Annotated in this window: 22 protein-coding genes and 1 tRNA gene; 14 read left to right on the top strand and 9 right to left on the bottom strand. The window is 72.7% G+C overall.

All coding sequences use genetic code 11. The features are described 5' to 3' along the window. Window positions 1-81 precede the first annotated feature (81 nt). A complete protein-coding gene (cysS, locus tag MILUP08_RS32490) occupies window positions 82-1,497 on the top strand; it encodes a cysteine--tRNA ligase (RefSeq protein WP_007465951.1) in 1,416 nt (471 codons plus the stop codon). Next, on the top strand, window positions 1,497-2,630 hold the full coding sequence (rlmB, locus tag MILUP08_RS32485; protein WP_007465950.1) for a 23S rRNA (guanosine(2251)-2'-O)-methyltransferase RlmB: 1,134 nt from the start codon (window positions 1,497-1,499) through the stop codon (window positions 2,628-2,630). The genes cysS and rlmB overlap by 1 nt, the downstream gene beginning before the upstream one ends. A gap of 49 nt (window positions 2,631-2,679) precedes the next feature. Here rlmB and MILUP08_RS34095 read toward each other — a convergent pair whose 3' ends face one another. Further along, a complete protein-coding gene (locus MILUP08_RS34095; RefSeq protein WP_007465948.1) occupies window positions 2,680-3,261 on the bottom strand; it encodes a hypothetical protein in 582 nt (193 codons plus the stop codon). Window positions 3,262-3,431: 170 nt separating this feature from the next. After that, complete coding sequence (locus MILUP08_RS32475) at window positions 3,432-4,523, bottom strand: ABC transporter ATP-binding protein (RefSeq protein WP_007465946.1); 1,092 nt, start codon at window positions 4,521-4,523, stop codon at window positions 3,432-3,434. Window positions 4,524-4,863: 340 nt separating this feature from the next. Between MILUP08_RS32475 and MILUP08_RS32470 the strand changes: the two genes are divergently transcribed. From MILUP08_RS32470 to MILUP08_RS32450, 5 genes are all read left to right on the top strand, one after another. Continuing rightward, window positions 4,864-4,937, top strand: a tRNA-Thr gene (locus MILUP08_RS32470). Between the two features lie 116 nt (window positions 4,938-5,053). Beyond that, window positions 5,054-6,112 carry a hypothetical protein gene (locus MILUP08_RS32465; protein ID WP_007465942.1) on the top strand — a complete coding sequence of 353 codons (1,059 nt, stop codon included), beginning with the start codon at window positions 5,054-5,056 and terminating at the stop codon, window positions 6,110-6,112. Further along, window positions 6,109-6,510 carry a helix-turn-helix domain-containing protein gene (locus MILUP08_RS32460; RefSeq protein ID WP_007465941.1) on the top strand — a complete coding sequence of 134 codons (402 nt, stop codon included), beginning with the start codon at window positions 6,109-6,111 and terminating at the stop codon, window positions 6,508-6,510. The genes MILUP08_RS32465 and MILUP08_RS32460 overlap by 4 nt, the downstream gene beginning before the upstream one ends. Before the next feature lie 34 nt (window positions 6,511-6,544). Further along, window positions 6,545-6,964: a VOC family protein gene (locus tag MILUP08_RS32455; protein ID WP_039907028.1), complete on the top strand. Its 420-nt coding sequence runs from the start codon at window positions 6,545-6,547 to the stop codon at window positions 6,962-6,964. A 70-nt stretch (window positions 6,965-7,034) separates the two neighbouring features. Then, a complete protein-coding gene (locus tag MILUP08_RS32450; RefSeq protein ID WP_007465937.1) occupies window positions 7,035-7,685 on the top strand; it encodes a histidine phosphatase family protein in 651 nt (216 codons plus the stop codon). Window positions 7,686-7,697: 12 nt separating this feature from the next. Here MILUP08_RS32450 and MILUP08_RS32445 read toward each other — a convergent pair whose 3' ends face one another. Then, window positions 7,698-8,255, bottom strand: a complete 558-nt coding sequence (locus tag MILUP08_RS32445) for a protealysin inhibitor emfourin (protein WP_039907025.1) — start codon at window positions 8,253-8,255, stop codon at window positions 7,698-7,700. A gap of 168 nt (window positions 8,256-8,423) precedes the next feature. Between MILUP08_RS32445 and MILUP08_RS32440 the strand changes: the two genes are divergently transcribed. The 3 genes from MILUP08_RS32440 to MILUP08_RS34090 all read left to right on the top strand — a co-directional run bounded on the left by MILUP08_RS32440 (window position 8,424) and on the right by MILUP08_RS34090 (window position 13,726). Then, complete coding sequence (locus tag MILUP08_RS32440; protein WP_007465932.1) at window positions 8,424-10,811, top strand: M4 family metallopeptidase; 2,388 nt, start codon at window positions 8,424-8,426, stop codon at window positions 10,809-10,811. A 161-nt stretch (window positions 10,812-10,972) separates the two neighbouring features. After that, window positions 10,973-11,740 (top strand): enoyl-CoA hydratase/isomerase family protein, encoded by a 768-nt coding sequence (locus MILUP08_RS32435; protein ID WP_007465929.1) that lies wholly within the window; start codon window positions 10,973-10,975, stop codon window positions 11,738-11,740. 387 nt (window positions 11,741-12,127) lie between these two features. Continuing rightward, complete coding sequence (locus MILUP08_RS34090; protein WP_007465927.1) at window positions 12,128-13,726, top strand: serine/threonine-protein kinase; 1,599 nt, start codon at window positions 12,128-12,130, stop codon at window positions 13,724-13,726. Between the two features lie 67 nt (window positions 13,727-13,793). Here MILUP08_RS34090 and MILUP08_RS32425 read toward each other — a convergent pair whose 3' ends face one another. The 4 genes from MILUP08_RS32425 to MILUP08_RS32410 form a co-directional block, all read right to left on the bottom strand. Further along, window positions 13,794-14,237 (bottom strand): HNH endonuclease, encoded by a 444-nt coding sequence (locus MILUP08_RS32425; protein ID WP_007465925.1) that lies wholly within the window; start codon window positions 14,235-14,237, stop codon window positions 13,794-13,796. Between the two features lie 215 nt (window positions 14,238-14,452). Beyond that, window positions 14,453-15,706: a hypothetical protein gene (locus MILUP08_RS32420; RefSeq protein WP_007465923.1), complete on the bottom strand. Its 1,254-nt coding sequence runs from the start codon at window positions 15,704-15,706 to the stop codon at window positions 14,453-14,455. A gap of 66 nt (window positions 15,707-15,772) precedes the next feature. Then, entirely contained in the window at window positions 15,773-17,326 is a 1,554-nt protein-coding gene (locus MILUP08_RS32415) for an FAD-dependent oxidoreductase (RefSeq protein WP_007465921.1), read from the bottom strand. Window positions 17,327-17,356: 30 nt separating this feature from the next. Continuing rightward, the gene (locus MILUP08_RS32410) at window positions 17,357-17,839 is read right to left on the bottom strand and encodes an MSMEG_6728 family protein (RefSeq protein ID WP_007465920.1); all 483 of its coding nucleotides are present in this window, start codon (window positions 17,837-17,839) and stop codon (window positions 17,357-17,359) included. Between the two features lie 95 nt (window positions 17,840-17,934). On the opposite strand from MILUP08_RS32410, the gene MILUP08_RS32405 reads away from it, so the two are divergent. The 4 genes from MILUP08_RS32405 to MILUP08_RS32390 are packed head-to-tail and all read left to right on the top strand — an operon-like array spanning window position 17,935 to window position 24,714. Further along, entirely contained in the window at window positions 17,935-19,980 is a 2,046-nt protein-coding gene (locus tag MILUP08_RS32405; RefSeq protein WP_007465918.1) for a potassium channel family protein, read from the top strand. A 22-nt stretch (window positions 19,981-20,002) separates the two neighbouring features. Then, entirely contained in the window at window positions 20,003-22,912 is a 2,910-nt protein-coding gene (locus MILUP08_RS32400; RefSeq protein ID WP_144057052.1) for an AfsR/SARP family transcriptional regulator, read from the top strand. A 30-nt stretch (window positions 22,913-22,942) separates the two neighbouring features. Further along, window positions 22,943-23,932 (top strand): daunorubicin/doxorubicin resistance ABC transporter ATP-binding protein DrrA, encoded by a 990-nt coding sequence (locus tag MILUP08_RS32395; RefSeq protein WP_007465914.1) that lies wholly within the window; start codon window positions 22,943-22,945, stop codon window positions 23,930-23,932. Next, window positions 23,929-24,714, top strand: a complete 786-nt coding sequence (locus MILUP08_RS32390) for an ABC transporter permease (RefSeq protein ID WP_007465913.1) — start codon at window positions 23,929-23,931, stop codon at window positions 24,712-24,714. Before MILUP08_RS32395 ends, MILUP08_RS32390 begins: the two co-directional genes overlap by 4 nt. 27 nt (window positions 24,715-24,741) lie before the next feature. Here the strand turns inward: MILUP08_RS32390 and MILUP08_RS32385 are convergent, their stop codons facing one another. Next, window positions 24,742-26,001 (bottom strand): APC family permease, encoded by a 1,260-nt coding sequence (locus MILUP08_RS32385; RefSeq protein WP_007465911.1) that lies wholly within the window; start codon window positions 25,999-26,001, stop codon window positions 24,742-24,744. 10 nt (window positions 26,002-26,011) lie between these two features. Next, window positions 26,012-26,758, bottom strand: coding sequence for a phosphatase PAP2 family protein (locus tag MILUP08_RS32380; protein WP_007465908.1), 747 nt, complete (start codon window positions 26,756-26,758; stop codon window positions 26,012-26,014). Window positions 26,759-26,817: the final 59 nt, after the last annotated feature.

The following is a 26,817-nucleotide window of genomic DNA, read 5'->3' as shown; positions in this document are numbered from 1 at the left end:
GTGTGCGGTCGCGTCCACGCCTGGCAGCGTACGACCCGGCACCGGCGGACCCGGACAGGCGCGGACGGCTACCCTTGTACGGTGACGCTACGCCTGTATGACACCGCCACCCGATCGGTGCGGGACTTCGTCCCGCGGGAAGCCGGCAAGGTGGGGGTCTACCTGTGTGGTCTCACCCTCCAGGCGCCGCCGCACATCGGCCACCTTCGCTCCGGCGTCAACTATGACGTGCTGCGTCGCTGGCTGGTGACCGCCGGCTACGAGGTCACGTTCATCCGCAACGTTACCGACATCGACGACAAGATCCTGGTGAAGGCGGGGGAGCAGGGTCGGCCGTTCTGGTCGATCGCGTACGCCAACGAGTTGATCCTCGCCGAGTCGTACCGGGCGTTGAACGTTCTGGCACCCACGTACGAGCCGCGCGCCACCGGGCACATCCCGGAGATGCACGAGCTGATCACGAAGTTGATCGCGGACGGGCACGCGTACCCGGCCACCGACGGCTCGGGTGACGTCTACTTCGACGTGGCGTCCTGGCCGGCGTACGGGTCGCTGTCGGGTCAGTCGCCGGACGCGATGCAGTCGGCGGGCGACGCCCCCGACCGGGGCAAGCGGGACCCGCGCGACTTCGCCCTCTGGAAGGGCGCCAAGCCGGACGAGCCGGCGGACGCGTACTGGCCGTCTCCGTGGGGGTTGGGTCGCCCGGGTTGGCACATCGAGTGCTCGGCGATGTGCTGGCGCTACCTCGGGCCGGAGTTCGACATCCACGGCGGCGGTCTGGATCTGACGTTCCCGCACCACGAGAACGAGATCGCCCAGTCCAACGCGGCCGGGCTGCCGTTCGCGCGCTACTGGGTGCACCACGGACTGCTCAACATCGGCGGCGCCAAGATGGGCAAGTCCGCCGGCAACGCGCTCGACCTGGCGTACGTGGACTCGCTCGGGGTGCGGCCTGTGGAACTGCGGTACTACTACGCTGCCGCCCACTACCGCTCGGTGATCGACTACTCGGAGGACTCGCTGCGCGACGCGGCCACCGCGTACCGGCGGATCGAGGGTTTCGTGCAGCGGGCCGTCGAGCGGGTGGGCGCCGGGCAGTTCGGTGAGCTGCCGGCCGGCTTCGTGGCGGCCATGGACGACGACCTCAACACGTCCGCCGCGCTGGCCGTGTTGCAGCAGCACATCCGCGACGGCAACACCGCGCTGACCGCCGGCGACGATGTGACCGTCCGCACCACCCTGGCCGCGGTACGGGCGATGCTGGATATCCTCGGGGTCGACCCCCTGGATGAGGGCTGGACCGGTGGCGGCCGCTCGGACGATCTGCGTGCCGTGGTGGACTCCCTGATCGCGCTGGCCCTGGAGCAGCGCGCGCAGGCCCGGGGCCGCAAGGACTGGACCGCCGCCGACGCGGTACGCGACCAGCTCAAGCTGGCCGGCGTGGTGGTCGAGGACACCCCCCAGGGCCCCCGTTGGACTATTGGAGAGCAGGACTGATGGCCGGCAACTCGCAGCGCCGTGGCCGGCGACTGACGCCGAAGGCGGGTGCCCCCAAGGGCTCCGGCGGCAAGAACAAGGACTCCCTCACCGGACGCGGGCGTACCCTGCCCGCCGACGAGCGACCCTGGCACAAGGGTTACTCGGGCACCGAGAAGCTGCCGCAGCGCACCGCCTGGAAGCAGGACAAGGAGCGCCGGGCGGCGGCCGAGGAGGGGCGTGCCCCGAAGATCGGCCAGCCGGGCAGCAAGGACACCACCTGGGGCAGGGGCGGTGGCCGGGGCGTACCGGCGAATCGTGGTGGCTCGGCGGGGCGGGGTGGCCGGCCGGCCGCCGGACGGACCGGTCCCCGGGTCGCGCCGGGGCGCAAGTCCAACCCGTCCAAGGACACCCCGGAGCTGCTGGTCGGGCGCAACCCGGTGCTGGAGGCGCTGCGCGCCCAGGTGCCGGCGACGGCGCTCTACGTCGCTCAGGGCATCGACATGGACGACCGGATCAACGAGATCATCCGGACGGCCGCCGACCGGGGCATCGCCAACCTGGAGATCAGCCGCGCCGAGCTGGACCGGATGACCGGCGGGGTGCTGCACCAGGGCGTCGGCTTGCAGGTGCCGCCCTTCGCGTACGAGCCCTTCGAGGACATGGTGGCCGCGGCCCTGGAGCAGCAGGCGCCGCTCCTGGTCGCGCTGGACGGTGTCACCGATCCGCGCAACCTGGGTGCGGTGATCCGTTCGGCCGCCGCGTTCGGCGCGCAGGGTGTCTTCGTACCCGAGCGGCGGGCTGCCGGGATCACCGCGACCGCCTGGCGGACCAGCGCCGGCGCGGCCGCGCGGGTGCCGGTGGCGCAGGTCACCAACCTGACCCGGTCGCTGAAGGCGTGCCGCGACGCCGGCTTCATGGTGGTCGGCCTGGACGCCGACGGTGACACCGACCTGTACGACCTGGAGGCCGCTGTCGGCCCGCTGGTGGTGGTGGTCGGCTCCGAGGGGCGTGGGTTGTCCCGGCTGGTCGGGGAGACGTGCGACCTGACCGTGAGTATCCCGATGATCTCCGAGGTGGAGTCGCTCAACGCAAGCGTGGCCGCCGCGGTCACCCTCGCCGAGGTCGCCCGCCGCCGCTCGGTCGAGCTGTAACGACGTCGACGAGGCCCCCTCCCGCCCGGTGCGGGAGGGGGCCTCGTCGTCAGATCTGGTGCAGCCAGGCGACGAAGAACAGCGCCCCGGCCGCCGCGATCAGCAGCGTGGCCGGAAGCAGCCAGGCCGCACTGCGCTCCCCGTCGAGACGGCGGGTCAGTCGCTGGTGCACGGCGGCGATGCCGATCAACGCCGCCAGACCGGCGGCGGCCATCGGCAGGCCGACAAGGAAGTGCGCCAGCCACGCGCCGGCCCGGGTCGGACCGCCCCAGGAGTGGTCGTACGGGCCCGGGTCGACGATCCCGTACAGCATGCCGCGCAGCACCAGCAGCAGCTGGACGCCGAGCGGTAGCAGTGCCACGAAGCCGAGCAGCAGGCTGAGCAGTCCATGGCCGAGTACCGCGACCGGGCCGGGTCGCCGGTCGGGTGTGGGCGTCGGGGGTGCTCCGAGTAGTCCGGTGCGCAGCCTCCGCCATCGGGCGGCGGCCGCATCGGCGCCACCCACCGGGGCGGTCACAAGCGCGAGCAGGGCGACCGGCACCAGCGTCGCGCAGTAGGCGAGGCTGCGGCCGGCCAGGCGGGCCGTCCGGTCGAGCCGGGAACGGGTGATCGGGTGAACGGTGGCGGACACGGCGTCTCCTCGGGTCGGGCGTGCCGCGACGCTACGGCCGCGGCTCGCCCGGCCGAGTCACCCCGCGGAGCCACATCCGCGCTGGCACCGCGGAGTGAGGTGCCCTTCCCGGGTACGACGAAAGGGGCGGCCCGCCGAAGCGGACCGCCCCTTTCCGGTACGGCGTTACGTCAGATCCGGCCACCGGTGGCGGCGTGGAAGACGTGGCTGCGGCCGGTGCGCGGCTTGACGAACACGGTGTCACCCATGTTCGGCATGGTGCGCCGGTCGGTGCGGACGACGAAGCGCTCCGAGTTGCCACCCAGCGCGGCGTGCCCGTAGACGTTGGCGTCCGAGCCGAGGTCCTCGACCAGCTCGACGACGACGGGCATGCCGCCCTCGGTCGGGCTGACCAGGTCGCAGTCCTCCGGGCGGAAGCCCACGGTCACCTTGCCGTCGCCACCCTCGGCGCGGGCCGCCGCGACCTGCTCCCGGGTCAGCGGGATCTGCAGCTCGGCGAACTCGGCGCCCTGCTCGTTCAGTGGAACGGTCTTGATGTTCATGGCGGGAGAGCCCATGAAGCCGGCGACGAACACGTTGGCCGGGGTGTCGTAGAGCGCCCGCGGGGTGTCCACCTGCTGGAGGACACCGTCGAGCAGCACCGCGACCCGGTGACCCATGGTCATGGCCTCGACCTGGTCGTGCGTGACGTAGACCGTGGTGACGCCCAGCTTGGCCTGCAGGGACGCGATCTGGGTACGGGTCTGCACACGCAGCTTGGCGTCGAGGTTCGACAGCGGCTCGTCCATGAGGAAGACCTGCGGCTCGCGGACGATCGCCCGGCCCATCGCGACACGCTGACGCTGACCGCCGGAGAGCGCCTTCGGCTTGCGGCTGAGGTACTCCTCCAGCTGGAGCAGCCCGGCCGCCTCCTTGACCCGCCGGTCGATCTCCGACTTGGAGGTCTTGCGCAGCTTGAGGGCGAACGCCATGTTCTCGTACACCGTCATGTGCGGGTAGAGGGCGTAGTTCTGGAAGACCATCGCGATGTCGCGGGCCTTCGGGGGCAGGTGGGTCACGTCGCGCTGGTCGATGTAGATCGAGCCGGCGTCGACGTCCTCCAGGCCGGCGAGCATGCGCAGGCTGGTGGACTTGCCACAACCGGAGGGGCCGACGAGAACGAGGAACTCGCCGTCGCCGATCTCGAGGTTCAGCTCGTTGACGGCGGGACGCTCGGTGCCCGGGTAGATCCGGGATGCCTTGGAATAGGTGACCGTAGCCATGGTGGTGCGCTTCCTCTCACCGGCAGGAACGTGCCGGACGATCCGAGTGAAGGAGCGACCGGCACGTATCCGCGCCGGTCAGCGGACGGCGGTCGGCCGCGGGGGCGGCCGTGGTGTCGTCCGTGTCACTGCACCGTAAACGGCTTTCCCCGCGCTGCCAAGGCGAGGGACCCTCGGAAGTGATCCAATGCCCACGCATTCCGGGCACACGGGCACGGTCAGGCATCAATCGACGTCGTGCCGAGGCCTCGGGCGTCGGGTTGTTGACGTTTCCCGTGCTCGGGAGCACTCGCGAGCGGGATATCCGGACGTCAGTCGCTATGCTGGCCTCGACGCACGCGCCCCTGTAGCTCAGCTGGCCAGAGCACTCGCCTTGTAAGCGAGATGTCGCCGGTTCGATCCCGGCCGGGGGCTCAGAATATTCGCCCGTCCGGCCGTCCCCCGACGGCTCGTCGGCGGCGCCGTCGGCACGGGCATCGATGGTCGGTCACTCCTATAGTTCGGGTTACCACCGACCGTCGAGGAGTCGCATGAGCCCGCTCGTCGCGATCATCGGTAGCGCCCAGCCGGGCCGCACCTACTCGCCCGCCGTACGAGATCCGGAGGGCGCGGCTGCGGCGGCGGCCGAGTTGGGTGCGGCGCTCGCCACGCGGGGCTGCCGCATCGTCGTGTACTCCGGTGATCCCGAGTACCTGGAACGGGACGTCGTGCGTGGCTACGTACGCTCCGGGCGGGCACAGCCCGGGTCGATCCTGGTCCGTGGCCGGTATCAGAAGGACCTGGGCTTCGAGGAGGCCGAGCGGCACCCGGATCTGTTCACCGTCGTGCCCGAGTCGACCGAGGACTGGGAGGTCATCTTCTACCAGTCGCTGCTGACTGCCGACGCGTTCCTGCTGGTGGGCGGCGAACGCTCCACGTTCATCGCCGGGCTCATCGGTCTGTCCCGGCGCATCCCGGTCGCGGCGGTGGCGGCGTTCGGTGGTGGCGCGGAGAGGGTCTGGCAGCGCCTCAGCGGTCAGCGCGGCGTCGCCACCGAGGAGGAGGTGGCCCTGCTGGCCCGCCCGTGGCAGCCGGGCGCCGCCGAGCCGATCGTCGCCGCGCTGCACGCCCAGGTGCAGCGCCACGCCGAGCAGGAGCGCGCTGCCGGCGAGGTCGAGCGGGCCGCCGGGCGGCGTACGGTGGCGGGTCTGGTCACCGCGCTGGTCCTGCTGTTGCTCGCCCTCGCCACGATCCCGCTGGCGTATGCCGCTCCGGCCGGCGGGTGGCAGAACGTCGCGGTTCTCGTGGCCGCCCCGCTGTTCGCCTCGGTGTGGGGTGCGATCGTGCGCAACGCGTACGACGGCAGTGGCAACTGGCTGCGGGCGGCGGCGTTGGGTTCGGCCGCCGGTGTCATCGCCTTCCTGTTGTTCGTCGCGGCGCAGCTCTCCACCAACCCGGGTCTGCTCGACGGTGACGCGGCGCGGAAGTTGGTCTTCTTCGTCCTGGCCATCGGGTTCATCGGCGGGTTCACGTCCGAGGTCGTCTACGCGAAGCTGCGCGACCAGGACGTGACGCAGACGTCGGTCCTTCCGCCGGGCGGCCCGCGGTGAGCCGTGCCGTGGAGGAGTCCAACCGGGCGATGCTGCGGGCCCGCGACGCGATGGACCGGGCGTACGCCGAGCCGCTGGACATCCCGGCGCTGGCCCGGATCGCGCACGTCTCCGAGGCGCACTTCATCAGGACGTTCCGGGCCACCTTCGGCGAGACGCCACACCGCTACCTGCAACGCCGTCGGGTGGAGCGGGCCATGACGCTGCTGGTGGAGACCGACCGGGACGTGACGGACATCTGTTACGCGGTCGGCTTCGGCAGCCTGGGCACGTTCAGCCGGACGTTCCGGCAGATCGTGGGGGACTCGCCCTCGGATTTCCGGCGTCGCCGAGCCGCGCCGGCCAACGTGCCGTCCTGCTTCACCAAAGCCTGGACGCGTCCCAGCAGTTTTGGATAAGCAGCAGGTCAGGGCCACCCTCTACGGTCGTGGCATGACGATGAACGCGATCAGCCGCTCCCAGATCTACGTCCTCGACCAGGACGAGGCACTGGACTTTTACGTGAACAAGCTCGGCATGGAGGTCAACACCGATCAGGATCTCGGCTTCATGCGCTGGTTGACTGTCAACCTGCCCGGCGACCCGGAGCGCGAGATCCTGCTGGAGAAGCCGGGCCCGCCGGCGCTGGACCCGGCGACGGCCGAGCAGGTGCGGGAGCTGCTCGCCAAGGGCGCCCTGGGTGGGTACCTCTTCATGACCACCGACGACGCCCGCAAGACCCACGAGGATCTCGTGGCGAAGGGCGTCGAGATCATCGACGAGCCGACCGAGCGCCCGTACGGGATCGACTTCGGCATCCGGGACCCGTTCGGCAACAAGATCCGCGTCGGCCAGATGTTCCCCCGGGCGTAGCGCGAGCCCAGCACTGACTCCGAGGGCGCGGGGCTGACCCCGCGCCCTCCGGTGTGTTGAGGTGTACGGCATGCGTACGCGGCTGCTGTACCTGACCCGACACGGTGAGCAGGACCTCACCGGGCACGCCGACACGGGCTCGGCCGAGCCGGATACCGGCCTGTCCGAGCGCGGCCGGCGGCAGGCCGCGCTGCTCGCCGAGCGCCTGCGGGGCCGGCCGTTCGCCGCCGTGCACCACGGGCCGCTGCGCAGGGCCGCGCAGACCGCCGAGGTGGTCGCGGCGGCACTGCCCGGCGTTCCGGTGTACGCCACGGAGTTGGCCGGTGACCACCTCCCCCACGACACGGACCCGGCCGGCCTGCCGCCGGCGTACGCCGAGTTCCTGGCCGGATTCTCGACGGCCGAGCGGGCCGACGGGCCGCGAGTGACGGCGGCGGCGGTGCGGCGCTTCGCCGGTCCGGTGGCCGACGACGGGGGAGCGGCCGGGGGCGAGCCGGTTCGTGAGCTGGTGGTGACGCACACCTTCCTGATCGCCTGGCTGGTCCGGCAGGCCCTCGACGCGCCGGAGCGGCGGTGGTTGGGGTCGAACCACCACAACGCGGGGTTGACGGTGATCAGGTACGGTCCGGCCGGCCCGCCGAACCTGATCGCCGTCAACGACGTCGCGCACCTGCCGGCGGAGTTGCGCGGCACCGGCCTGCCTCCGGACTACCTGGTCTGAGCTGCCGGCCGGTCAGCCGGTTACCCGCAGCAGCAGCTCGACGAGCGCACGGGTGGCCGGCGGCGGCGCGGGGTCGGCGGGGCAGTCGACGTACCCGGTCTCGACGACGCCGACGGTCAGGCGGTAGCTGAACGCGTCCGCGCAGCTCGTCGTGGCGGCCGTGCGGCGGGCCTCGGTCGCCAGCCGCCGGTCGGCCGCCAGTCCGCGGAGCCGGCCGAGGTCGGCGGCGTCGAGTTTTCCGGTACGCCGGCCGCCGGCCCGGTCCACCACCGTCCACTGGCCGTCCGGTTCGACTGTGACGTTGTCGCCGCGTCCGGCGAAACCGCCGGAGCGGAACAGCGTCACCCGCCCGGCCGCCGCGTCCGGGGCCCCGGGCACGACCGGGCCGGTGCCGCTCGATGCGGTGCCGCTCGACGTCGGGGCGATCGGAGGGGTCGCGGTCGCCGGCGGCGGGGTGCCGGTGGCCGATGGTTGGTTCGCGGGGGTTCCGGCCCGGTCGGTGCTGGTGCAGCCGGCCAGGAGGGCGGCCAGGAGCGCGATCGTGACGCCGGTCGTCGAGGCGGGTCTCATGTCCGTCGGACGTGTCGTTGCCAGCGTTGGTTCCCTTGTCAAGGCCCTCATCCGTTCGGCCAGTCTCAATGTCTGGGAGCGGTCCAAGCCTTCTCTTTTCCTCAACACATCGCTATATCTACATGCGTGACTACCCCCGTCACACTCTTTCTCCTTTCAGGAGGGCACGTGAAACGACCCCTCGCGGCCGTCAGCGCAGCGCTGCTCACCAGCGGCCTGCTGACCTGCGTCGCCACCGCGGCGCAGGCCGCCCCACCCACCGCTCCCGCGCCGGACACCTCCGCCGCGGCCCGAGCGGCGACCGTCCTGCGAACGAACCCCGGCGCCGTCCAGGGTTCGAGCGCAGAGTCCTACCAGGTGCGCAGCACCAAGGTGGACGCCTCCGGCGCGGCGCACACCCGCTACACCCGCACCTACCAGGGGCTCCGGGTGTACGGCGGTGACTTCGTCATCCACACCGCGTCGAACGGCACCTACGCCGGCAGTTCGGTCGGACTCGCCGCACCGCTGACCCTCGCCACCACGGCCAAGGTCACCGCGGGCGCGGCGAAGAAGGCCGCCAGCGCCCGATTCACCGGCAGGGCCGAGGCCGTGGGTGCCCCGGAGCTGTTCGTCGACGCCAGCTCCGGCAAGGGCCGGCTGGCCTGGGAAACGGTGGTCAGTGGCTGGCAGCCCGACGGGCAGACGCCGTCGCGGCTGCACGTGATCACCGACGCCACCTCCGGCGCGACCGTCGGGTCGTTCGACGAGATCGAGTCGGTGGTCGGGAGCGGCCAGGGCATCTACACCGGCACGGTAAGCATCGACACGACGCTCTCCGGCAGCACCTACCAGATGATCGACCCGTCGCACGGCAGCGGCCGTACCTGCGACATGAACAACGGCACGTCGACCTGCACCACCTTCACCGACGCCGACAACGCGTGGGGCACCGGCGCCAACTCGAACCGGCAGTCCGCCGGCGTGGACGCCCACTTCGGCGCGGCGAAGACGTTCGACTACTTCAAGAACGTGCACGGTCGCAACGGCATCTTCGGAAACGGCAACGGCGTCCCGAGCCGGGTGCACTACGGCAACAACTACGTCAACGCATTCTGGGACGGCGCCCAGATGACCTACGGTGACGGCTCCGGCAACTCCCGCCCCCTCGTCTCGCTGGACGTGGCCGGGCACGAGATGAGCCACGGTGTCACCGAGGCGCTGGCCGGCCTGGTCTACTCCGGCGAATCCGGCGGCCTCAACGAGGGCACCAGCGACATCTTCGGCAACATGATGGAGTTCTACGCCGCCGCGCCGAGCGACCCGGGTGACTACCAGGTCGGCGAGAAGATCAACATCAACGGCAACGGCACTCCGCTGCGCTACATGTACAACCCGTCGCTGGACGGCTCGTCCGACAGCTGCTGGTCCACCAGCACCAAGAACAAGGACGTGCACTACTCCTCCGGCGTCGCCAACCACTTCTTCTTCAACCTCGCCGAGGGCACCGGCGCCACCTCGTACGGCACCTCGCCGGTCTGCGGTTCCGCCCCGGCGGTGACCGGCATCGGCCGGAGCAAGGCCGAGAAGATCTGGTACCGGGCGCTCGACGTCTACTTCACCTCCAACACGTCGTACGTCAACACCAGCAACCCGGCGAACACCGCCCGCGCCTACAGCCTGCGGGCGGCAACCGACCTGTACGGCAGCTGCTCCACCGAGTACAAGGCCGTGCAGGCCGCCTGGACGGCCGTCAACGTGGCCGGCAACGACGCAACCTGCTCCACCGGCAACGACTTCTCCGTGTCGCTGTCGCCGACCGCCGGCTCGGTGAACCCGGGAAGCGCGGCCTCCACCACCGTCTCGACAGCCACCACCAGCGGTACGGCGCAGACCGTGACGTTCTCCGCGTCCGGCCTGCCCAGCGGGGCGAGCGCCGCGTTCAGCCCCGCCTCGGTGACCTCGGGCGGCTCGTCCACCCTCACCATCAGCACCTCGGCGAGCACCCCGCCCGGCACCTACTCGGTCACCGTGAACGGTGCGGGCTCGGTCACCCGCAGCGCCACCTACACGTTGACCGTGAACGGCACCGGGGGCGGCTGCACCGCTCCGGGGCAGAAGCTGGCCAACCCGGGCTTCGAGTCCGGCGCGACCGGCTGGACGGCCAGCTCCGGCGTGATCACGACCGACAGCGGCCAGGCGGCTCACGGCGGGTCGTACAAGGCGTGGCTGAACGGGTACGGCAGCAGCCACACCGACACGCTCGCCCAGTCGGTGGCCCTCCCGGCGGGCTGCTCGTCGTACACGGTCAGTTTCTGGCTGCACATCGACTCGGCCGAGACCACCACCACCGTCCAGTACGACAAGCTGAACGTGCAGGTGCTGAACTCGGGCGGGACGGTGCTGGCCACGCTGGCGACCTACTCGAACCTGAACAAGGCCACCGGCTACAGCCAGAAGTCCTTCTCCCTGGCCGGGTACGCCGGCCAGACCGTCAGCCTGAAGTTCACAGGCGTCGAGGACTCCTCGTTGCAGACGTCCTTCGTGGTCGACGACACCGCGGTCACCGTCTCCTGACCTGACCTGATCAGAACCGGGCCCGGCGGCCCCCCTTCGGTGGGCCGCCGGGCCCGTGCCGTTGGCTTTCTGGCAATCTTGGACAGTTTCCGTCATCTCCGGACGGACACTGTCCAAGATTCAGTTCGGGCGGACACGTGCGGCGAGGATGGGGTGGGTCTGTGGCGGGTGCGGAGTTGACGGTTGCGGTGGCTGGGCCGGTGGCGACCGTGGTCATCCACAACCCGGCTCGTCGCAACGCGATGACGGCGGCCATGTGGCGTCAGCTCCCCGAGCTGCTCGACCGGCTGGAGCCCGACCCCGACGTACGGGCCGTGGTGCTCACCGGCGCGGGTGACGCCTTCTGCGCCGGCGCGGACCTCGGCGACCTGGCCGAGCTGCTGGACGCCGGCGACACCAGCATCGCCGTGGCCGCCGAGGAGCGGCTGGCCGGCTTCGCCAAGCCGACAGTCGCCGCGATCCGGGGCGCCTGCGTCGGAGGCGGCGCTCAGCTCGCGGTCGCCTGTGACCTGCGGATCGCCGCGGAGGATGCCCGCTTCGGCGTACCCCCGGCCCGGCTCGGGCTGGTCTACCCGGCGCCGACCACCCGCCGGCTGGCCCGGCTGGTCGGCCCGTCGGCGGCGAAGCACCTGCTGTTCACCGCCGAGCTGATCGACGCCGACCGCGCCCTGCGGATCGGGCTGGCCGACGAGGTGCTGCCCGGCGACCGGCTCGCCGCGCGGGTGGACGACCTCACCGCCACGATCGCCCAGCGCTCGCCGCTGAGCGTCACCGCCGCCAAGGAGATCATCGACGACCGGGCCGGCCCGGCGCGGATCGCCTGGTGGCATCGGAAGGTGGCGGACAGCGGCGAGGCCCGCGAGGGCGTGGCGGCCATGGCGGAGCGCCGGTCCCCCCGCTTCGCCTGGCGGCCGCCGATCGACGGTTGATGGCCGCACCGCTGGTGCCCCTGCACACCGCTGCACGACGGCGCACCGCTGCACAACGGCGCACCGCTGCGCGTCGCTGCTCGCGGCCGGTGCCGGGTGTCTGCTTCGCCGACGACCCGCCCGCCCACCCGGCGGCCACCGATCCACCCACCCACCGATCCACCCACCCGACCACCCCCAGTGGACACCTGCCGGGCGGCGGGAGGGCCCGACCGACGGCCGAGCGTGCGTGGTGCGCAGCCATTGACGGGTATCGGCAGACCACCGAGAGGCGGGGGCACGCCCACCCGGACCGGACCGGACGGTAACCACCGCCGCGGTTCCATCCATTGCGAAACCTCGATCCCGGGTGGTGCCGGATCGGAACGGTACGGCAGGCTGTCGGTCGTGCAGCGTGATCGGTTGCTTGCGGGCCGCTATCGGCTCCTGGAGCGCCTCGGCAGCGGCGGCATGTCCGCGGTCCACCGGGCGTACGACGAGGTGCTGGAACGGGACGTGGCGGTGAAGGTGCTCGTCGCCTCGGACGCCAACGCGCGACAGCGGATCCGGGCCGAGGCCAAGGTGGCAGCCCGGTTGTCGCACCCGCACGTCACGAGCGTCTACGACTTCGGTGAGTCTGTTGTCGACGGTGTCCAGGTTCCGTTCGTGGTGTTGGAACTGCTCAACGGCGTCACCCTCGAACAGCGGCTGGCCGCCGGGCCGCTGCCGCCCCGGGCCGGGCTGCGGGTCTGCGCGGAGGTGGCGGCGGCGCTCGAAGCCGCGCACGCCCAGGGACTGGTGCACCGCGACGTGAAGCCGAGCAACGTGATGCTCACCCCCACCGGCGCGAAGGTGCTCGACTTCGGCATCGCGGCCGTCGTCGGCGACTCGGAGATCGACTTTGATGGGCGGCTGCTCGGCACGCCGGCCTACCTCGCCCCGGAGCGGCTGGCGGCCGGCGAGGTGCTGCCGGCCTGCGACGTGTACGCCCTCGGCCTGCTCCTGCATCGGACGCTCACCGGTCGGCTGCCCTGGGCCGCCGAGACGCAGACCGGGATGCTCCGCGCCCACGTCCACGTCGAGCCGGACCCGTTGCCCGAGATCGACGGGGTTCCGGCCGAGATCCACCGGCTCTATCGCTGGTGCCTGGCCCGCGATCCCGCCGACCGGCCCCCGGCCGCCGAGGCCGCCCGCATCCTGTTCGCCGCCGCCGGGCCGGCCGTAGCGGGCGCAGCCACTGCGCCGCCCGCAGCGGGCGCCGCCGCCGATCCGGTCGGGGCGGGCGCAGGTGCCCCGGACAAGGCGGGTGAGCCGCTTCCCGACGCGAGCGCTGCTGCGCCTGAGGTGGGCCAGCAGGTCGCGGCGGTGCCGCACCGCCCGCCCCCAAGCAAGGCGGCCGAGCCGGGCACCGGTGTGACAGTCGACCCGACCGACACTCTGCGGCGGCGGTCCCGGCGTCGGCACCGGGCGGTGCTTGCGGTCGGCGGCGCGGTGATCGCCGCGGTGGCGGTGGCGGGGTCGCTCGGTGACTACGCCACGCGGCAGCACGACGGGACACACCCACGAACCGGCATCGGCACGGGTGGCACCACCACTGTGGGACTGCCGGAGACCGTCGCACAGCCCGAACCGTCAGTCGACCAGCCGCCGGCCGGCCCGTCGACCCGGACCACTCCAGCCGCCCCCCGGACCAGCCCATCGGCGGGTACGGGCGGAAGGTCCACGCCCGCGTCGACCCGGCCCGCGCCCAGGCCGACTCCCACGCCCACCGAACCTCAGGTGCTCACCGTGCAGGCCCTGGGCGGGACGGTCACCGTCCGCTGCCTCGGCGGATCGGCCGAACTGCTCACGGTGACGCCCGCGCCGGGCTATCGGGCGGCACCCTACGACCCGGGTCCGGCGAAGCAGGTTCAGGTCGAGCTGGCCTCGGCCGAGCACAGCAGCGAGATCCGTACGCACTGCGCGGGCGGCCGCCCGAAGCCGAACGTCAAGGAACGCGGCAACTGACCGGGGCCGGCGGGTGCCGCGCCGGGGCGTACCCCGACGCGGCCCCCCGTTCCCGCCGGCCGGTCGGTCACCGCCCGGCCAGCGACGCCCAGCCCGGGTTCACCGGCTCCCGGCGGAGCGGCATGCCCGCCTCCGCCGGTGTGCGGTCGCCCTTGCGCTGGTTGCAGCCGTAGCAGGCGGCTGTGGTGTTTCGCCAGGTGTTCCGGCCGCCCCGCGAGCGCGGCAGGATGTGGTCGATCGTCGAGGCGGCTCCCCCGCAGTACGCGCAGCAGCGCTCGTCGCGGCGCAGCACCCCGGCCCGGGACCAGGCCGGCCCGGAGTTGAACCGCCACCTGGTGACCACGTAGCGGACCAGTCGCACCACCCGGGGCAGCGGGAAGACGCCGATCACCTGGTCGGGCTCCGCCTCGTGGATCTCGGCCACCCGGCGGCAGAGCATCCGGACGGCATGCTGAACGGTGACCCGGTGCAACGGGCCGAGGTCGGCGTTGACGACGAGGACGGCGTCCACCGGGACTCCTTTCCAACTGGTGCCGGACAGCGAAGAGCCGCCCGGTCCGGCATTCGGACGGGGCGGCTCGGCGCGTACGGTTACGCGTCAGTCGGGCCGGCCCGCCCGGGGGCCTTCCGCTCGCCAACCGTCGCCGGGCAACGTCGACGACGGCACGGTGGTGACGTGCGACATCGTCATGATCTGCTCCCGCGGCGGTGGTTGACCTTGCGTGATCACGGTAGGTCGGCACGGGAGAGCGGGGCAACGTATTTCGATGGGCCGCCCGGCTCCTCGGGACGCTGACGCCGGGTCCGGGGTGCGCGCCGGGTCCGTGGAGCGCGCCGGGTCGGGGGAGGGAGCCCCGCCGCGCGGCGGGCGTTGGCCAGCGGCCGGTCCAGCCGCAGGGCCATCCGCGCGGTGAGTTCGCTGTCGAGCAGCGGCCGGTTGACCTCGCCCGCGACCGCCAGCGCGGGGCCGGAGACGGAACGCCAGATGGCCGCCAGCCCGGCGCCGAAGCCGAGCAGGGCGACGGTGGCCCGGGTGGTCGGTGAGCCGGCCGCGGCGGCGGCGCTCACCCCGACGACCGCGAAGAGCACCACCAGCAGGGGCACCAGCACCGGCCAGAAGATGCCCCGGGCGGCCTGGGCCACCAGCCGCCGGTCCCGGATGATCAGGTTCCGGGCGACCACCGCGTAGTCCTCCTCGTCGAGCAGGTCACGCGGGTGCAGGCCGCCGGTCAGTACGCCGCGCCAGAGGTCCCCCTGGTTGCGCAGCTCGCGGCTCAGTTCGGCCGGCTCGGGTTCGGTCGGATCGCCCCGGCCGGCCCGTTCCACGGCGACCGCCCAGGCGGTCAGCGAGCGGCGTACCACAGCTGCCGAGTACGGCGGCAGCACACTTGCCAACTCGTCCAGCCACCTGCTGAGCTGGATCTGGCGGCCGTCGAAGCGCCGCAGCAGTTGAGCGGCGTCACCGGGCCGGACCGTGTCGGCCAGGGACCGGCCCAGCCGGTAGGCCAGCCCGACCCGGAGGTTGGTGGCCATCGCCCAGCGCAGTACGTCCACGTTGAGGTCGTCGAGGGCGAGCAGCAGCGGTTCGATGTCGGGGGTGTCGGACTGTTCCAGGTCGGGCAGCCGGTCGAGGTCGGGCAGCCGGGTCCGCGCGGCGGACGTGTCCGGCAACGACCCGGTGTGCCGGGTGAGCGCCGAGATCTGGGCCAGCGCGACGTCCACGCCGTCGAGGTACATCCGCATCCGGCGCGGCGCCGACATCTCGGTCAGGTTGGAGAGCTTGGCCGGTGGGTGGGCCGGGACGGTCGGCCTGGGCTCGGCGTGCTGCCCGTGGTGGTACGCGTCCGCCATCCACCAGCCCAGTCGCAGCGCGATGACGACGCAGGCGCGCTCGTCGCGGAGCAGCGGGTACGCGTCGTCCCGGACGGTCTCGTCGACCGGTCGTACGTCGGCCGGGCCGGCGCGGTGCAGTGGTGACACAGTCGCTGCCCTCCCGCCCGGCCGATCGACGGATGATCATTCGAGCGTACGGCAGCGTACCGTCGGTTATGTTGTTTTTTGTCGGTTTGGGGTGGCCCGCCCCGCCAGCAGGCCCCGGGGTCGGACCGAGCGCACCGGCTCGGCCGCGGCGCCCTCCGCGCGCAGGATGTGGTTCGCCGCGATGATCCCGGTGGCCGCGGAGCGTTCCATCAGGGCGCTCGGGAAGTCCGTGGCGATGCCGTCGCCGGCCAGATAGACACCGGGCGCCTCGGTGTGGACCCCCGGACGCCAGGCGTGGCTGCCCGGCGTGAACGCCGGCGCCTGCGCCTCCACCCGGGCGCGCAGCTCCCGGACCCGCAGGGCCGCCGCCTCCGGCCAGAGCGCCACCAGCTCACGGCGCATCCGCTCGGCCAGCTCCTCGGCCGGCACACCGGGCTCACAGGCGTACGCGTGCAGCTCGACCACCGAACCACCGGTCTGCCGTGCCCAGCGGCGCGACTCGTTCTCCAGCCGGTGGTAGAGCGTCACCGAGTCCAGAGTGGGCTGCCGCGACACCCCGCTGAACACGGCCCGGTCGGCCGCGACGTCCCCGTCACACCAGTACCGCGCCACCGCGTACGGCGGGCCGGGCGTGCCGAAGCGGGGCATCCGTGCCGCCAGCTCCGGTGCCCGCCCGACCAGGTCGGGGGAGGCCGCCACCAGCGCGGCCAGGGCCGGCGGATCCACCGCGAGCACCACGTGGGCCGCCGGGTGACTGCCGCCGTCGGTGGTCGTCACCCGCCAGCCCTCGCCGTCGCGGTGCACCCCCGTGGCGCCGGACGCGGTGAGCACGCGACAGCCGTGCTTCTCCACGTGCCTCGTCAGCGGCTGCCAGATCGCCGTCGCATAGTCCTCGTCGGGGCAGTCGAAGGCCAACCCCTCCGGATTGCCGAGCAGGTAGAAGTGGAACTGGGCGACCATCTCGGCCGCCGACATCTCCGCCTCGTGGTTGAAGAACGAGTGCGAGAAGACCTCGAACAGCATCGCCCGCGCCCGGTCCGGCAGCCGCAGCGAGGCCAGCAGCTCGTCGGCTGTCGTGTCGTCCAACTCCGCGTAGGTGCGGACCGGGTCGTAGGTGAGCAGCGGCAACGCCGCGTCCCGGTCCATCGACCGCAGATCGGTCAGGCGCAGGCTCGGGCTGCGCAGCAGCAGCGCCAGCAGGTTCGCCGGCGGCGCCGGCGGCAGCCTGCCGAACTCCTCGGTCGGCCACTGGGCACTGAGGATCGGATAGCCCGGAATCGGCTTGAGGAAGCCCAGGTCGGGCTCGACGCGACGAAGGATGGACCGCCAGTTGTAGTACTGCCGGAAGAACGCGTGGAAGCCGTGCTCGTTCTGCTGCTCGCCGTCGCCGAGCGCCTCGGGCCACGCGCCGAGCCGCCCGCCGAGCGTGGGCGCCGCCTCCAGCACCGTCACCGCCACACCCCGCTCGGCCAGCACGACAGCCGCCGACATGCCGGCGATCCCGCCGCCGACCACCACCGCCGCGACCGGTCCCGGCACGCGGTCGGCGCCACCTCCGCCCGGGTCCACCTGGTGCTGACGTACGCCGATGAGCCGACCCACCACACGCGACAGCGTCACGGGAACCTCCCTCTACCGGGCCAGTCTCCACTACGTCAGGCAGCGGCGCTCGCGGTCGGACGCGGGCCACACGTACTCCAGGTCCTCCGGGACGTCGGCGCCGAAGATCGGGCGGTAGTGCGTCGGGTCCTTGCGCAGCAGCGACGAGCGGTGACTCAGGTGCAGGTCGTCGCGGCCCAGCCAGGGCGGCAGGTCACCGGAGCGGGCCAGCTCGTCCTGGGTCCGGATCACACCGGCCCCGCAGGCGGCGGCGAGGTCGACGGTAAGCGTGGTGGCACAGGTGTCGGCCCGTCCCGGCTCGGTCCAGACCGCGCACATGTCCAGCCCGTAGCGAACGAGCGCCTCCTCGTACCCGGCCCACATCTTCACCGCCGGATGGTTGCGCCACCCGTATCCGGGTCGGGTCAGGCCGCGCAGCACCTGGATGGCCTCCACCCGCTGCTTGCCCAGCCGCTTCTGGTCCAGCGCACGGGCGCTGGCCAGAAAATCCGGGTACGGGAGGAACGTCTGCATGGCGCTGCTCTACCCGGCGCGGGGGCGGACATGCCTGGTCACGGGATGATCCGGACGGGGTCGCCCAGTGTGGTCGTGCTGGTTACGATCCGGGCATGGCGGAGCCGTGGCGGAACCGGGCCCGACGGGCTGTCGAGTGGAACTGGCGGCTGCGGTCCGTCGGTGATCCACGCCCGCACTACGTGATCTGCGGGAAGGACGCCCTCGCCTACTACGTGGCCCGGGCGATGCTCGAATCCGAGCTGCCGGCGGGTGGGGTCCGGGTGACGGTGGTCGTGCCGGAGCGTTACCGCAGCAACGGGCCGGACGTGGCCGGGCTGCACGGGGTCCGGGTGGTCCGCTCGGACCGGCTGGACGTGGCGACCTTCGAGGCCGCCGGGCTGGCCGGGGCGACCGGGCTGGCCCTGCTGCACCAGGACGACGTCGGCAACCTGCACGCCGCGCTCTGCGCCCAGGCTGTCGACCAGCGGGTCCGCCAGGTGCTGCGGATGTTCAACGGCACCCTTGCCGACGGCGTACGCAAACTGCTCAAGGCGCCCGTCGAGGTGCTCTCCGACGCCGAGATGGCCGCACCGGCCTTCGTGGCCGCCGCGCTCAACGAGGTCGACCCCAGCTCCTTCCAACATCGGGACAAGACGCTGCGGGTGGCGCGGCGGGCCGACGTCCGACCGCAGGACGTGGTCTGCGCGTTGGCGCACCTCACCGAGGCGCAGGGGGTGGAGCTGCTGCCCGCCGAGCAGGCCGGCGCCGACCTGGTGCTCGCCGAGGCGACAGGTCAACCACCCGGCACCGAGGTCGCCGCCCGCCGGCTGGTCCGCGCGCGTCGGCGGCGTCGCCCGGTCACGGTGGTGATGGGCGCCGTACGCGGCTTCGCCACCCGCAAGATCGGCATCGCGGTGATGGTGGTGCTCGCGTTGATCGCGGTGCTCGGCGCGCTGATCTCCCGCGCGGAGGACGTCTCGCCGCTGGAGGCGCTGTACCTGACGCTTGTCACCACGCTCAGCGGCGCCGACCCGGACACGGACAAGGCGGCCGACGCCCAGATCATGCAGGTGGTGCTCAACCTGGCCGGGCTGGCGCTGATCCCGCTGATCACCGCGGTCGTCGTGGACGGCATCGTCAACGCCCGGCTGGCTCTGCACACCGGCCGGCTGCAACCGGCCCGCGCCGGGCACGTGGTGGTGATCGGCCTGGGTAACGTCGGCACCCGGGTGATGGCGCAACTGCGCGAGTACGACGTCGAGGTCGTGGCGATCGACAAGGATCCGGAGCCGCGCGGGGCGACCCTGGCCCGCCAGTTGGAGGTGCCGCTTGTCGTCGGCGACGCCGCCCTGCCCGAGACCCTGGCCGCCGCGTCGGTGGCCGACTGTCAGGCGCTTGTGGTGGCGTCCACCGACGACGTCGCCAACCTGGAGGCGGCGCTCGCCGCGCGCGACCTGCGCGACGACCTGCGGGTGGTGCTGCGGCTCTTCGACGGTGACTTCGCCGAACGGGTGGAGGAGACCTTCGCCCTCGGGGTGTCCCGATCGGTCTCCTACCTGGCCGCACCGGCCTTCATCGGCGCGCTCACCGAACGCGCGGTGATCACCACGATTCCGGTCGACAGGCACGCGCTGCCGGTCGCCGAGGTGCCGGTCGCCGCCGGCTCCGAGCTGGACGGCCGACCCCTGGAGCTGGTCAACCGGGACGGGCAGGTCCGGCTGATCGCCCGGACCCCGGCCGGTGGCGCGAAGACGATCTGGTGGAAGGACCTCGACCCCCGACAGGTGATCTTCGCGGGCGACCGGTTGACAGTGGTCGCCCGTCGACGCGGCCTGGACTGGCTGACCAGGCACTGTGCCCCGCCCGCCCCGGGCAGGGTCCCCGTGCCGCCGGGTCACGTCGGTTCGGTGCCCCGCGGTGTGCCCACCCCGTCCGGCGCCGTCCCGGCTGGTCTCGTCGTCGGCGCCGAACCGTCCGCGCCGGCGGTGGTTCCCGGGACGCCGCCGGCACCCACCGATCAGGAGGTCGCCGCCTCGGCCCCCGGCGCGGTCCACCCGGTGCCGACCTCGCCGTCGCCGGGCGACGACGGCCCGGTGCCTCCGGCCCGACGCGCGGGGGCCGAGGACGACTCGACAGGTGCCCCCCACGTACGTCATTGAGCGGGCCAGCACAATCAGTGCCATGCGTTTCCGCGTCCTGGGGCCGACCCAGGTGCTGCTGGCCGACGGGCGTGAGATCGCCGTGGGCGGTCCACGGCTGCGCGCGCTGCTGGCGCTCCTGCTGCTCGACGCGGGCCGGGTGGTCTCCGCCGAGCGGCTGATCGACGGTCTGTACGGCGAGCATCCGCCGCGCGGCGCCGCCAACGCACTTCAGTCCCTGGTGTCGCGCCTGCGTCAGGCGCTGCCCGCCGAGCACACCCCTGTCGAGTTCCACCCGGCCGGCTACCGCCTCGCCGTGGATCCCGCGGACGTCGACGCGTACCGGTTCGAGCGGCTCGCCGAGGCTGGGCGTCGCGCGCTCGCCGGCGGCGACTGGCCCCGCGCGGCGGCAGTGTTGCGCGAGGCGCTGGAGCTGTGGCGTGGTCCCGCCCTGGCCGACGTCATCGACGTGGCCGGCGTACCCGCCCAGGCGGCCCGGCTGGACGAGCTGCGGCTGGCCGCCACCGAGGATCGGATCGAGGCGGAGCTGGCACTGGGCGGGCACGCGGAACTGGTCCCGGAGCTGCGGCAACTGGTCGTGGCGCATCCGCTCCGGGAGCGCTCGCGAGGCCACCTGATGCGCGCCCTGTCCGCGCAGGGTAGGACGGCCGAGGCGCTGGCCGAGTTCGAGGACGCCCGGCGCAGCCTGGCCGAGCAGCTCGGGGTCGACCCGTCGGCGGCGCTGGCCGCGATTCACCTGGCCGTGCTGCGCGGCGACGAGAGTTCCGCCGTGCCGCGTGGCGGGGGCAGCTCCGGCGTGCGCCCGACGACCGAGCAGGCGTTGCCGAGCCAGCTCACCACCTTCGTCGGGCGGGAGGAGGAGCTCACGCGCGTACGAGCGTTGCTCGGCGAGCGCAGGCTGGTCACCCTCACCGGCCCCGGGGGAGCGGGCAAGACCCGGTTGGCCATCGAGGCGGCAGGCCGCTCGGACGGCGAGGTCTGTCTGGTCGAGCTGGCCGGGCTGGCCGACGGGTCGGACGTACCGCAGGCGGTGCTGAGCGCGCTCGGTCTGCGTGACGCGGGCCTGCGGGCCCCGGCCGAGCCGGGCCGACAGACCACCGACCGACTGGTCGAGGCGCTTGCCGAGCGGCGGTTGCTGCTCGTGCTCGACAACTGCGAGCACGTCATCGCCGACGCGGCCCGGCTGGCCGCACGACTGCTGGGCGCGTGTCCGGCGCTGCGGGTGCTCGCCACGAGTCGCGAGCCGCTCGGGCTGGCCGGCGAGGCGTTGTGCCCGTTGTCCGGGCTCACCCTGCCGCCACCGGACACGTCGACGGAGGATGCCGACGACTACGCGGCGGTGAGCCTCTTCGTCCAACGGGCCGCCGACGTCGCACCCGACTTCACCGTCACGCCGGCCAACGTCGACGTGGTGCTGCGGATCTGTCGTACCCTCGACGGCCTGCCGTTGGCGATCGAGCTGGCCGCCGCGCGGCTGCGGGCCTTGCCCGTCGCCGAGGTGGCCGCCCGTCTCGACGACAGGTTCCGGTTGCTGTCCATGGGCAGCCGGGCCGCGTCGCCCCGACACCGCACGCTCCGGGCTGTGGTCGAGTGGAGCTGGGACCTGCTCGACGATGCCGAGCGCACACTGGCCCGCCGGCTCACCGTCTTCGCGGGCGGCGCGACGCTGGAGGCCGCCGAGCGGGTCTCCGGCCTGTCCAGCGCCGAGTTCGTCGACGCGCTCAGCGGTCTGGCCGACAAGTCCTTCGTGGAGCTGGCCGGCGGGCGCTACCGGATGCTGGAGACGGTGCGTGCCTTCTGCGCGGAGCGTCTCGTCGAAGCCGGCGAGACCGACCAACTGCGGCGCGCCCACACGGCGTACTTCCTGGAGTTCGCCTGGACCGCAAGCGACCGCCTCCGGCAGGCCGAACAGTTGCACTGGTTGCGGCGGCTCGACGCCGAGCGGGACAACCTGCACGCCGCGCTGCGCCGGGCCACCGCGGCCGGCGACACGTCCGACGCGGCCGGGCTGGTCGCGGCCCTGTCGTTCTACTGGTGGCTGCGGGGCATGCGCGGGGAAGCGGCCCGGTTGGCCGCCGATGTCCTCGACCTGCTGGGGGACGAGGCGCCGTCCGGGCTGAACGAGGAGTTCGCGCTCTGCGTCTACAACACCTCGCTCGCCGGCGCCGGCCACCTGCCGTCGCTCGGCACCCAGCGGTCCGTGATCCGCAGCCTCGACGGGCCACCTCGACAACCGTTCCTGCTGTACCTGTCGGGGATCTCGACCGGGCCGCCGTCCGGCGGCGCCGAGCACGTCGAGGAGCTGATGCGGGAGCTGCGGCAACTGGTCGGCCCGGACACCTGGATCAATGCCCTCGGCGCGATGGGAAGCGGCTCGGCGCTGATGTGGAGTGGCCAGTGGGACCGGGCCAGGACCGCGCTGGCCACCGCGCTCGACGGCTTCCGGAGCACCGGGGACCGGTGGGGCTGCATGATCACACTCGGTGCGCTCGGCGAACTGGCTGCCTGGCGGGGTGACCCGGAGACGGCAGGCGTCCACATGGATGAGGCCATGGGGCTGGCCGAGGCGCTCGAGTCGGCGGTCGACCAGGCCGACATGCTGCGGACCAGGGGCGAGATCCGGCTGCGGGCCGGTGACCTCACCGGGTCGCGGGACGACTTCACCGGTGCGCTGCTCCTGGCCCAGCGCAGCGGCGCCCCCGAGTTCGTGGCCAGTGCCCGCCTCGGCCTCGCCCAGGTGGCCCGGCTGCGCGGTGACCCCGTCGAGGCGAGACGCTTCTGCGAGGAGGCGTTGGTGGGTGGGCTCACCGGGTGGTACGTCGGCGAGGCGACCCGTTCGGAGATCATCCTGGTCCTCGGAGAGATCACCGAGGCGGAGCGGGCCGGGGCCGCGAGTCCGTCCGGTGAGCCGCCGTCAGCGGACGGTGCGTGACCGGTCAGCGCCCGACCGCACCCTGGCGGCATGACCACATTCGACGTGACAGCCGAAGGGCTGGGCAAGCGGTACGGCCCCACCCGGGCACTGGACACCTTCGACCTGACCGTTCCGACCGGCACGGTGCACGGACTGCTGGGACCGAACGGGGCCGGGAAGACGACTGCCGTACGGATCCTCACCACGCTGCTGCGCTTCGACGCCGGCCGGGCCACCGTGGCCGGGTTCGACGTGCGGCGTCAGCCGGACGAGGTGCGGGCCCGGATCGCGTTGACCGGCCAGTACGCGGCGGTCGACGAAACCCTCAGTGGGCGGCAGAACCTGGAGTTGTTCGGCCGGCTGTTCCGGCTGGGTCGACGGGCGGCCCGCCAACGCGCCGACGAACTGCTGGAACGGTTCGGGCTCGACGAGGCGGCGGGTCGGTCGGCCGGTGAGTATTCGGGTGGGATGCGCCGCCGGTTGGACCTCGCGGCCAGCCTGATCCGTACACCCCGGGTGCTCTTCCTCGACGAGCCGACCACCGGCCTGGACCCGCGTAGCCGCAACCAGGTGTGGGACCTGGTCCGCGGCCTGGTCGCGGAGGGGACCACGGTCCTCCTCACCACGCAGTACCTGGAGGAGGCCGATCAGCTCGCCGACCGGATCTCGGTGATCGACGCCGGTCGGGTGGTGGCCGAGGGCACGCCGGACGAGTTGAAGTCGATGACCGGCGGTGACCGGATCGAGGTGGTGGTGCGCGACGCGGCCGACCTGGACCGGGCCGCCGGCATCGTCGCGCCGATCTGTGGGGTGGAGCCCGAGCGTGACCCGGAGATCCGGCGGCTCAGCGTGCCGGTGGCCGACCGGGTCGCCGGCCTGGTCGACGTGGTGCGGGCGTTGGACGACGCCGGGATCGTCGTGGAGGACGTCGGCCTGCGGCGCGCGACGTTGGACGAGGCGTTCCTGTATCTGACCGGGCACCGACCGGACGAGGCCCGCGAGCCCGTCGGCGTTGGACGTAAGGCGGACGTGGCATGACGGCGGCGGTGGCTGACGGCTGGACGATGACCAGGCGGAACATGATCCACGTGATCCGCGCGCCGGAGGAGCTGATCCTCTACTTCTCCCTGCCGATCATGTTCGTGCTGGTCTTCGGGTACGTGTTCGGCAGCGGCATGCAGGTGTCGGGTGGGGGAAACTACCGCGAGTTCCTGCTGCCCGGGGTCTTCGTGATGACGATGCTGTACGGCCTCGGCGCCACCGCGACGGGCGTGGCGCTGGATCTCAGCCGTGGTGTCGTCGACCGGTTCCGCTCGATGCCGATGGCCCGGTCCGCCCTGATGACCGGTCGCGGCGCCGCCGACCTGCTCCGCGCCCTGCTGGAGATGTCCACCCTGCTGGTCTGCGGCCTGCTCGTCGGCTGGCAGTGTCGGCAGGGTGTCGGCAGGGCGTTGCTCGCCGTCGGGCTCCTTCTGCTGCTGCGGATCGCGATCACCTGGGTCGGGATCTACCTGGCGTTGCTGGTCCGCAACCCGGACACGGTCGGAATGATCGTCTTCCCGGTGGCTTTTCCGTTCACCGCGATCTCCAACGTCTTCGTGTCGCCGGAGCTGATGCCCTCGGTCATCGGTGCCATCTCGCAGTGGAACCCGCTCTCGGCCACCGTCGCCGCGATCCGTGAACTGTTCGGCAACCCCGGTCTGGGTGGCGACTCCTGGCCGGCGGAGCACGCAATGCTGTTGGCGGTGGTGTGGCCGGTGCTGCTGATCGCGACGTTCGCGCCGCTGGCGGTGCGCCGGTACCAACGGCTGAGTCGCTGACCCCTGGCCGCCGGTGGCCTGCTCAGGTCACCGGCGGGCGGCGCGCAGCGCGTACCAGGCGACGCCTGCGGCGAGCACGCCGAACCCGGCGAGGACGCTGCCGAGCGGCAGGTTGACCGCGAGCAGCAGGCAGCCGACCAGCCCCAGACCGGCGAGCACCTGCACCGGTAGTTTCCGCTCCCGCTCCCGCTCCCGCTCCCGGCCCAGCGTGAGCGCCGCCGCGTTGGTGATCGCGTAGTAGACCAGCACCGTGCAGCTGGAGAAGCCGATCGCGTCGCGGACGTCACCGAGCAGCACCACCACGATCACCACGGCGGCGACGGCCAGCTCGGCGCGGTGCGGCACCTGGTGCACCTGGTGCACGGCGGCCAGCGCGCCGGGGAGGTCGCGGCGGCGAGCCATCGCGAGGGTGGTCCGGCCGACCCCGGCGACCAGGGACAGCAGCACCCCGACCACGGCGATCGTGGCCCCGGCGCGGACCACCCAGGCCAGGCCGGGGAGCCCGGCGGCGGTCACCACGTCGACCAGGGGCGCTGCGGAACCGGCCAGCCGGTCGGCGCCGAGCACGCCGAGCGTGACCACGGCCAGCACCAGGTAGATCGCGAGCACCACCCCGAGGGCCAGCGGCACCGCGCGCGGGATGGTCCGCCGCGGGTCGCGGACCTCCTCGCCGAGCGTGGCGATCCGCGCGTACCCGGCGAACGCGAAGAACAGCAGCCCGGCGGCCGTGAGGACACCCCGGGCGGAGCCACCGGGGTCGCCGGGGTCGCCGAGCCGGTCCAGGTGCACCGGCCCGCCCACCACGCCGACGACCGCGACCAGGGCCAGCACCGCGAGCACCAGCGCCACGAGCAGTTTCGTGACGGTGGCCGTCTTGCCGATGCCCCGCAGGTTCACCCCGGTCACCGCGAGCACCGCGCCGACGGCGACCAGCCGGGCCTGCCCCGGCCACAGGTACGCCCCGATGGTCAACGCCATCGCCGCGCAGCTGGCCGTCTTGCCGACCACGAAACCCCAGCCGGCCACGAAGCCGGCCAACGGCCCGAGGCGTTCCCGGCCGTAGACGTAGGTGCCGCCGGACTCCGGGTAGCGGGCCGCCAGCCGGGCCGAGCTTGTCGCGTTGCAGAAGGCGACGAAACCCGCCAGCACCAGCGCGGGCAGCAGCCCGGCGCCGCCGGCCGCCGCCGCGGCCGGGCCGAAGACCACGAAGACGCCCGCGCCGAGCATCGAGCCCAACCCGATGACCACCGCATCGGGTACGCCGAGCCGCCGCGCCAGCCGATCCACGAACCCGACCCTAGGGGTACGAGGTGAACGGCCGGTCCCACGCGCGTAGCCGCCCGGGGAGCGGGAGGTCGTCCCAGGGCACCCGGTGCAGCAGCCGGTCCAGGAACAGCCCGATCAGCAGGGCTGACACGCCGTCGGTCAGCCAGTGGAAGTTCAGGTAGGTCGTGGTGACCAGCAGGATGGCCGGCGGGGCGAACCGGATCAGTCGGTGCACCCTCGGGTGCAGTCGCCCAGCCGTCAGCGCGGTCAGCAGGACGGCTATCACCCCGTACCAGAGGATCGCGTTGACGACGTGCCCGGACGGGTAGGACAGGTCGTACTCGGTGGGCGGCAGGTCATTGAAGATCCGAACCGACTGGGCCGGCGGGAGATTGGAGCTGGGCGCGGCCCGGTCGGTCAGGACCTTGAGCGGCCCGACCGTCAGGTACAGGAGCACGAACGCCCCCGCCACCAGCAGCAGCGGCCGGACGGTGCGGCCCCGCCAGGCCACCGCCAGGGCGAGCGCTCCGGCGAGGGGCGTCAACAGCCAACCGCCCTGGCCGATGAGGTTGAACGCCCGTGCCGTCCAGTAGATCGGCGCCGGGTGGTGGGCGTACGCCCATTCCCGGACCGCCAGATCCAGCCCGAGCAACGCACCTGTGGCGAGGGCCAGGGTCACCGCGCCGAACCCGACCAGCAGGAGGGCGTCGAACCACCAACCGGCCGGGCGGACGGGCCGTAGCCGCAGGTCACGTCGTACCGCCGAGGGTTTGAGCACGCGACCACGCTACCGGGCCGACGCGAGGCCGGGGTGTGCGGCGCTGTGGGCCCAGCCAC

Origin of the sequence: Micromonospora lupini str. Lupac 08 (assembly GCF_000297395.2) — a bacterium.
In the GTDB taxonomy this organism is placed as follows: domain Bacteria; phylum Actinomycetota; class Actinomycetes; order Mycobacteriales; family Micromonosporaceae; genus Micromonospora; species Micromonospora lupini.
This window is presented reverse-complemented; position numbering and strand designations above follow the sequence as displayed.

Excerpts from the sequence above, each read along its gene's own strand:
- rlmB (WP_007465950.1), top strand. The coding sequence starts at position 1,497 with ATGGCCGGCAACTCGCAGCGCCGTGGCCGGCGACTGACGCCGAAGGCG.
- MILUP08_RS32475 (WP_007465946.1), bottom strand. The coding sequence starts at position 4,523 with ATGGCTACGGTCACCTATTCCAAGGCATCCCGGATCTACCCGGGCACC.
- MILUP08_RS32465 (WP_007465942.1), top strand. The coding sequence starts at position 5,054 with ATGAGCCCGCTCGTCGCGATCATCGGTAGCGCCCAGCCGGGCCGCACC.
- MILUP08_RS32455 (WP_039907028.1), top strand. The coding sequence starts at position 6,545 with ATGACGATGAACGCGATCAGCCGCTCCCAGATCTACGTCCTCGACCAG.
- MILUP08_RS32450 (WP_007465937.1), top strand. The coding sequence starts at position 7,035 with ATGCGTACGCGGCTGCTGTACCTGACCCGACACGGTGAGCAGGACCTC.
- MILUP08_RS32445 (WP_039907025.1), bottom strand. The coding sequence starts at position 8,255 with ATGAGACCCGCCTCGACGACCGGCGTCACGATCGCGCTCCTGGCCGCC.
- MILUP08_RS32410 (WP_007465920.1), bottom strand. The coding sequence starts at position 17,839 with ATGCAGACGTTCCTCCCGTACCCGGATTTTCTGGCCAGCGCCCGTGCG.
- MILUP08_RS32405 (WP_007465918.1), top strand. The coding sequence starts at position 17,935 with ATGGCGGAGCCGTGGCGGAACCGGGCCCGACGGGCTGTCGAGTGGAAC.
- MILUP08_RS32400 (WP_144057052.1), top strand. The coding sequence starts at position 20,003 with ATGCGTTTCCGCGTCCTGGGGCCGACCCAGGTGCTGCTGGCCGACGGG.
- MILUP08_RS32395 (WP_007465914.1), top strand. The coding sequence starts at position 22,943 with ATGACCACATTCGACGTGACAGCCGAAGGGCTGGGCAAGCGGTACGGC.
- MILUP08_RS32390 (WP_007465913.1), top strand. The coding sequence starts at position 23,929 with ATGACGGCGGCGGTGGCTGACGGCTGGACGATGACCAGGCGGAACATG.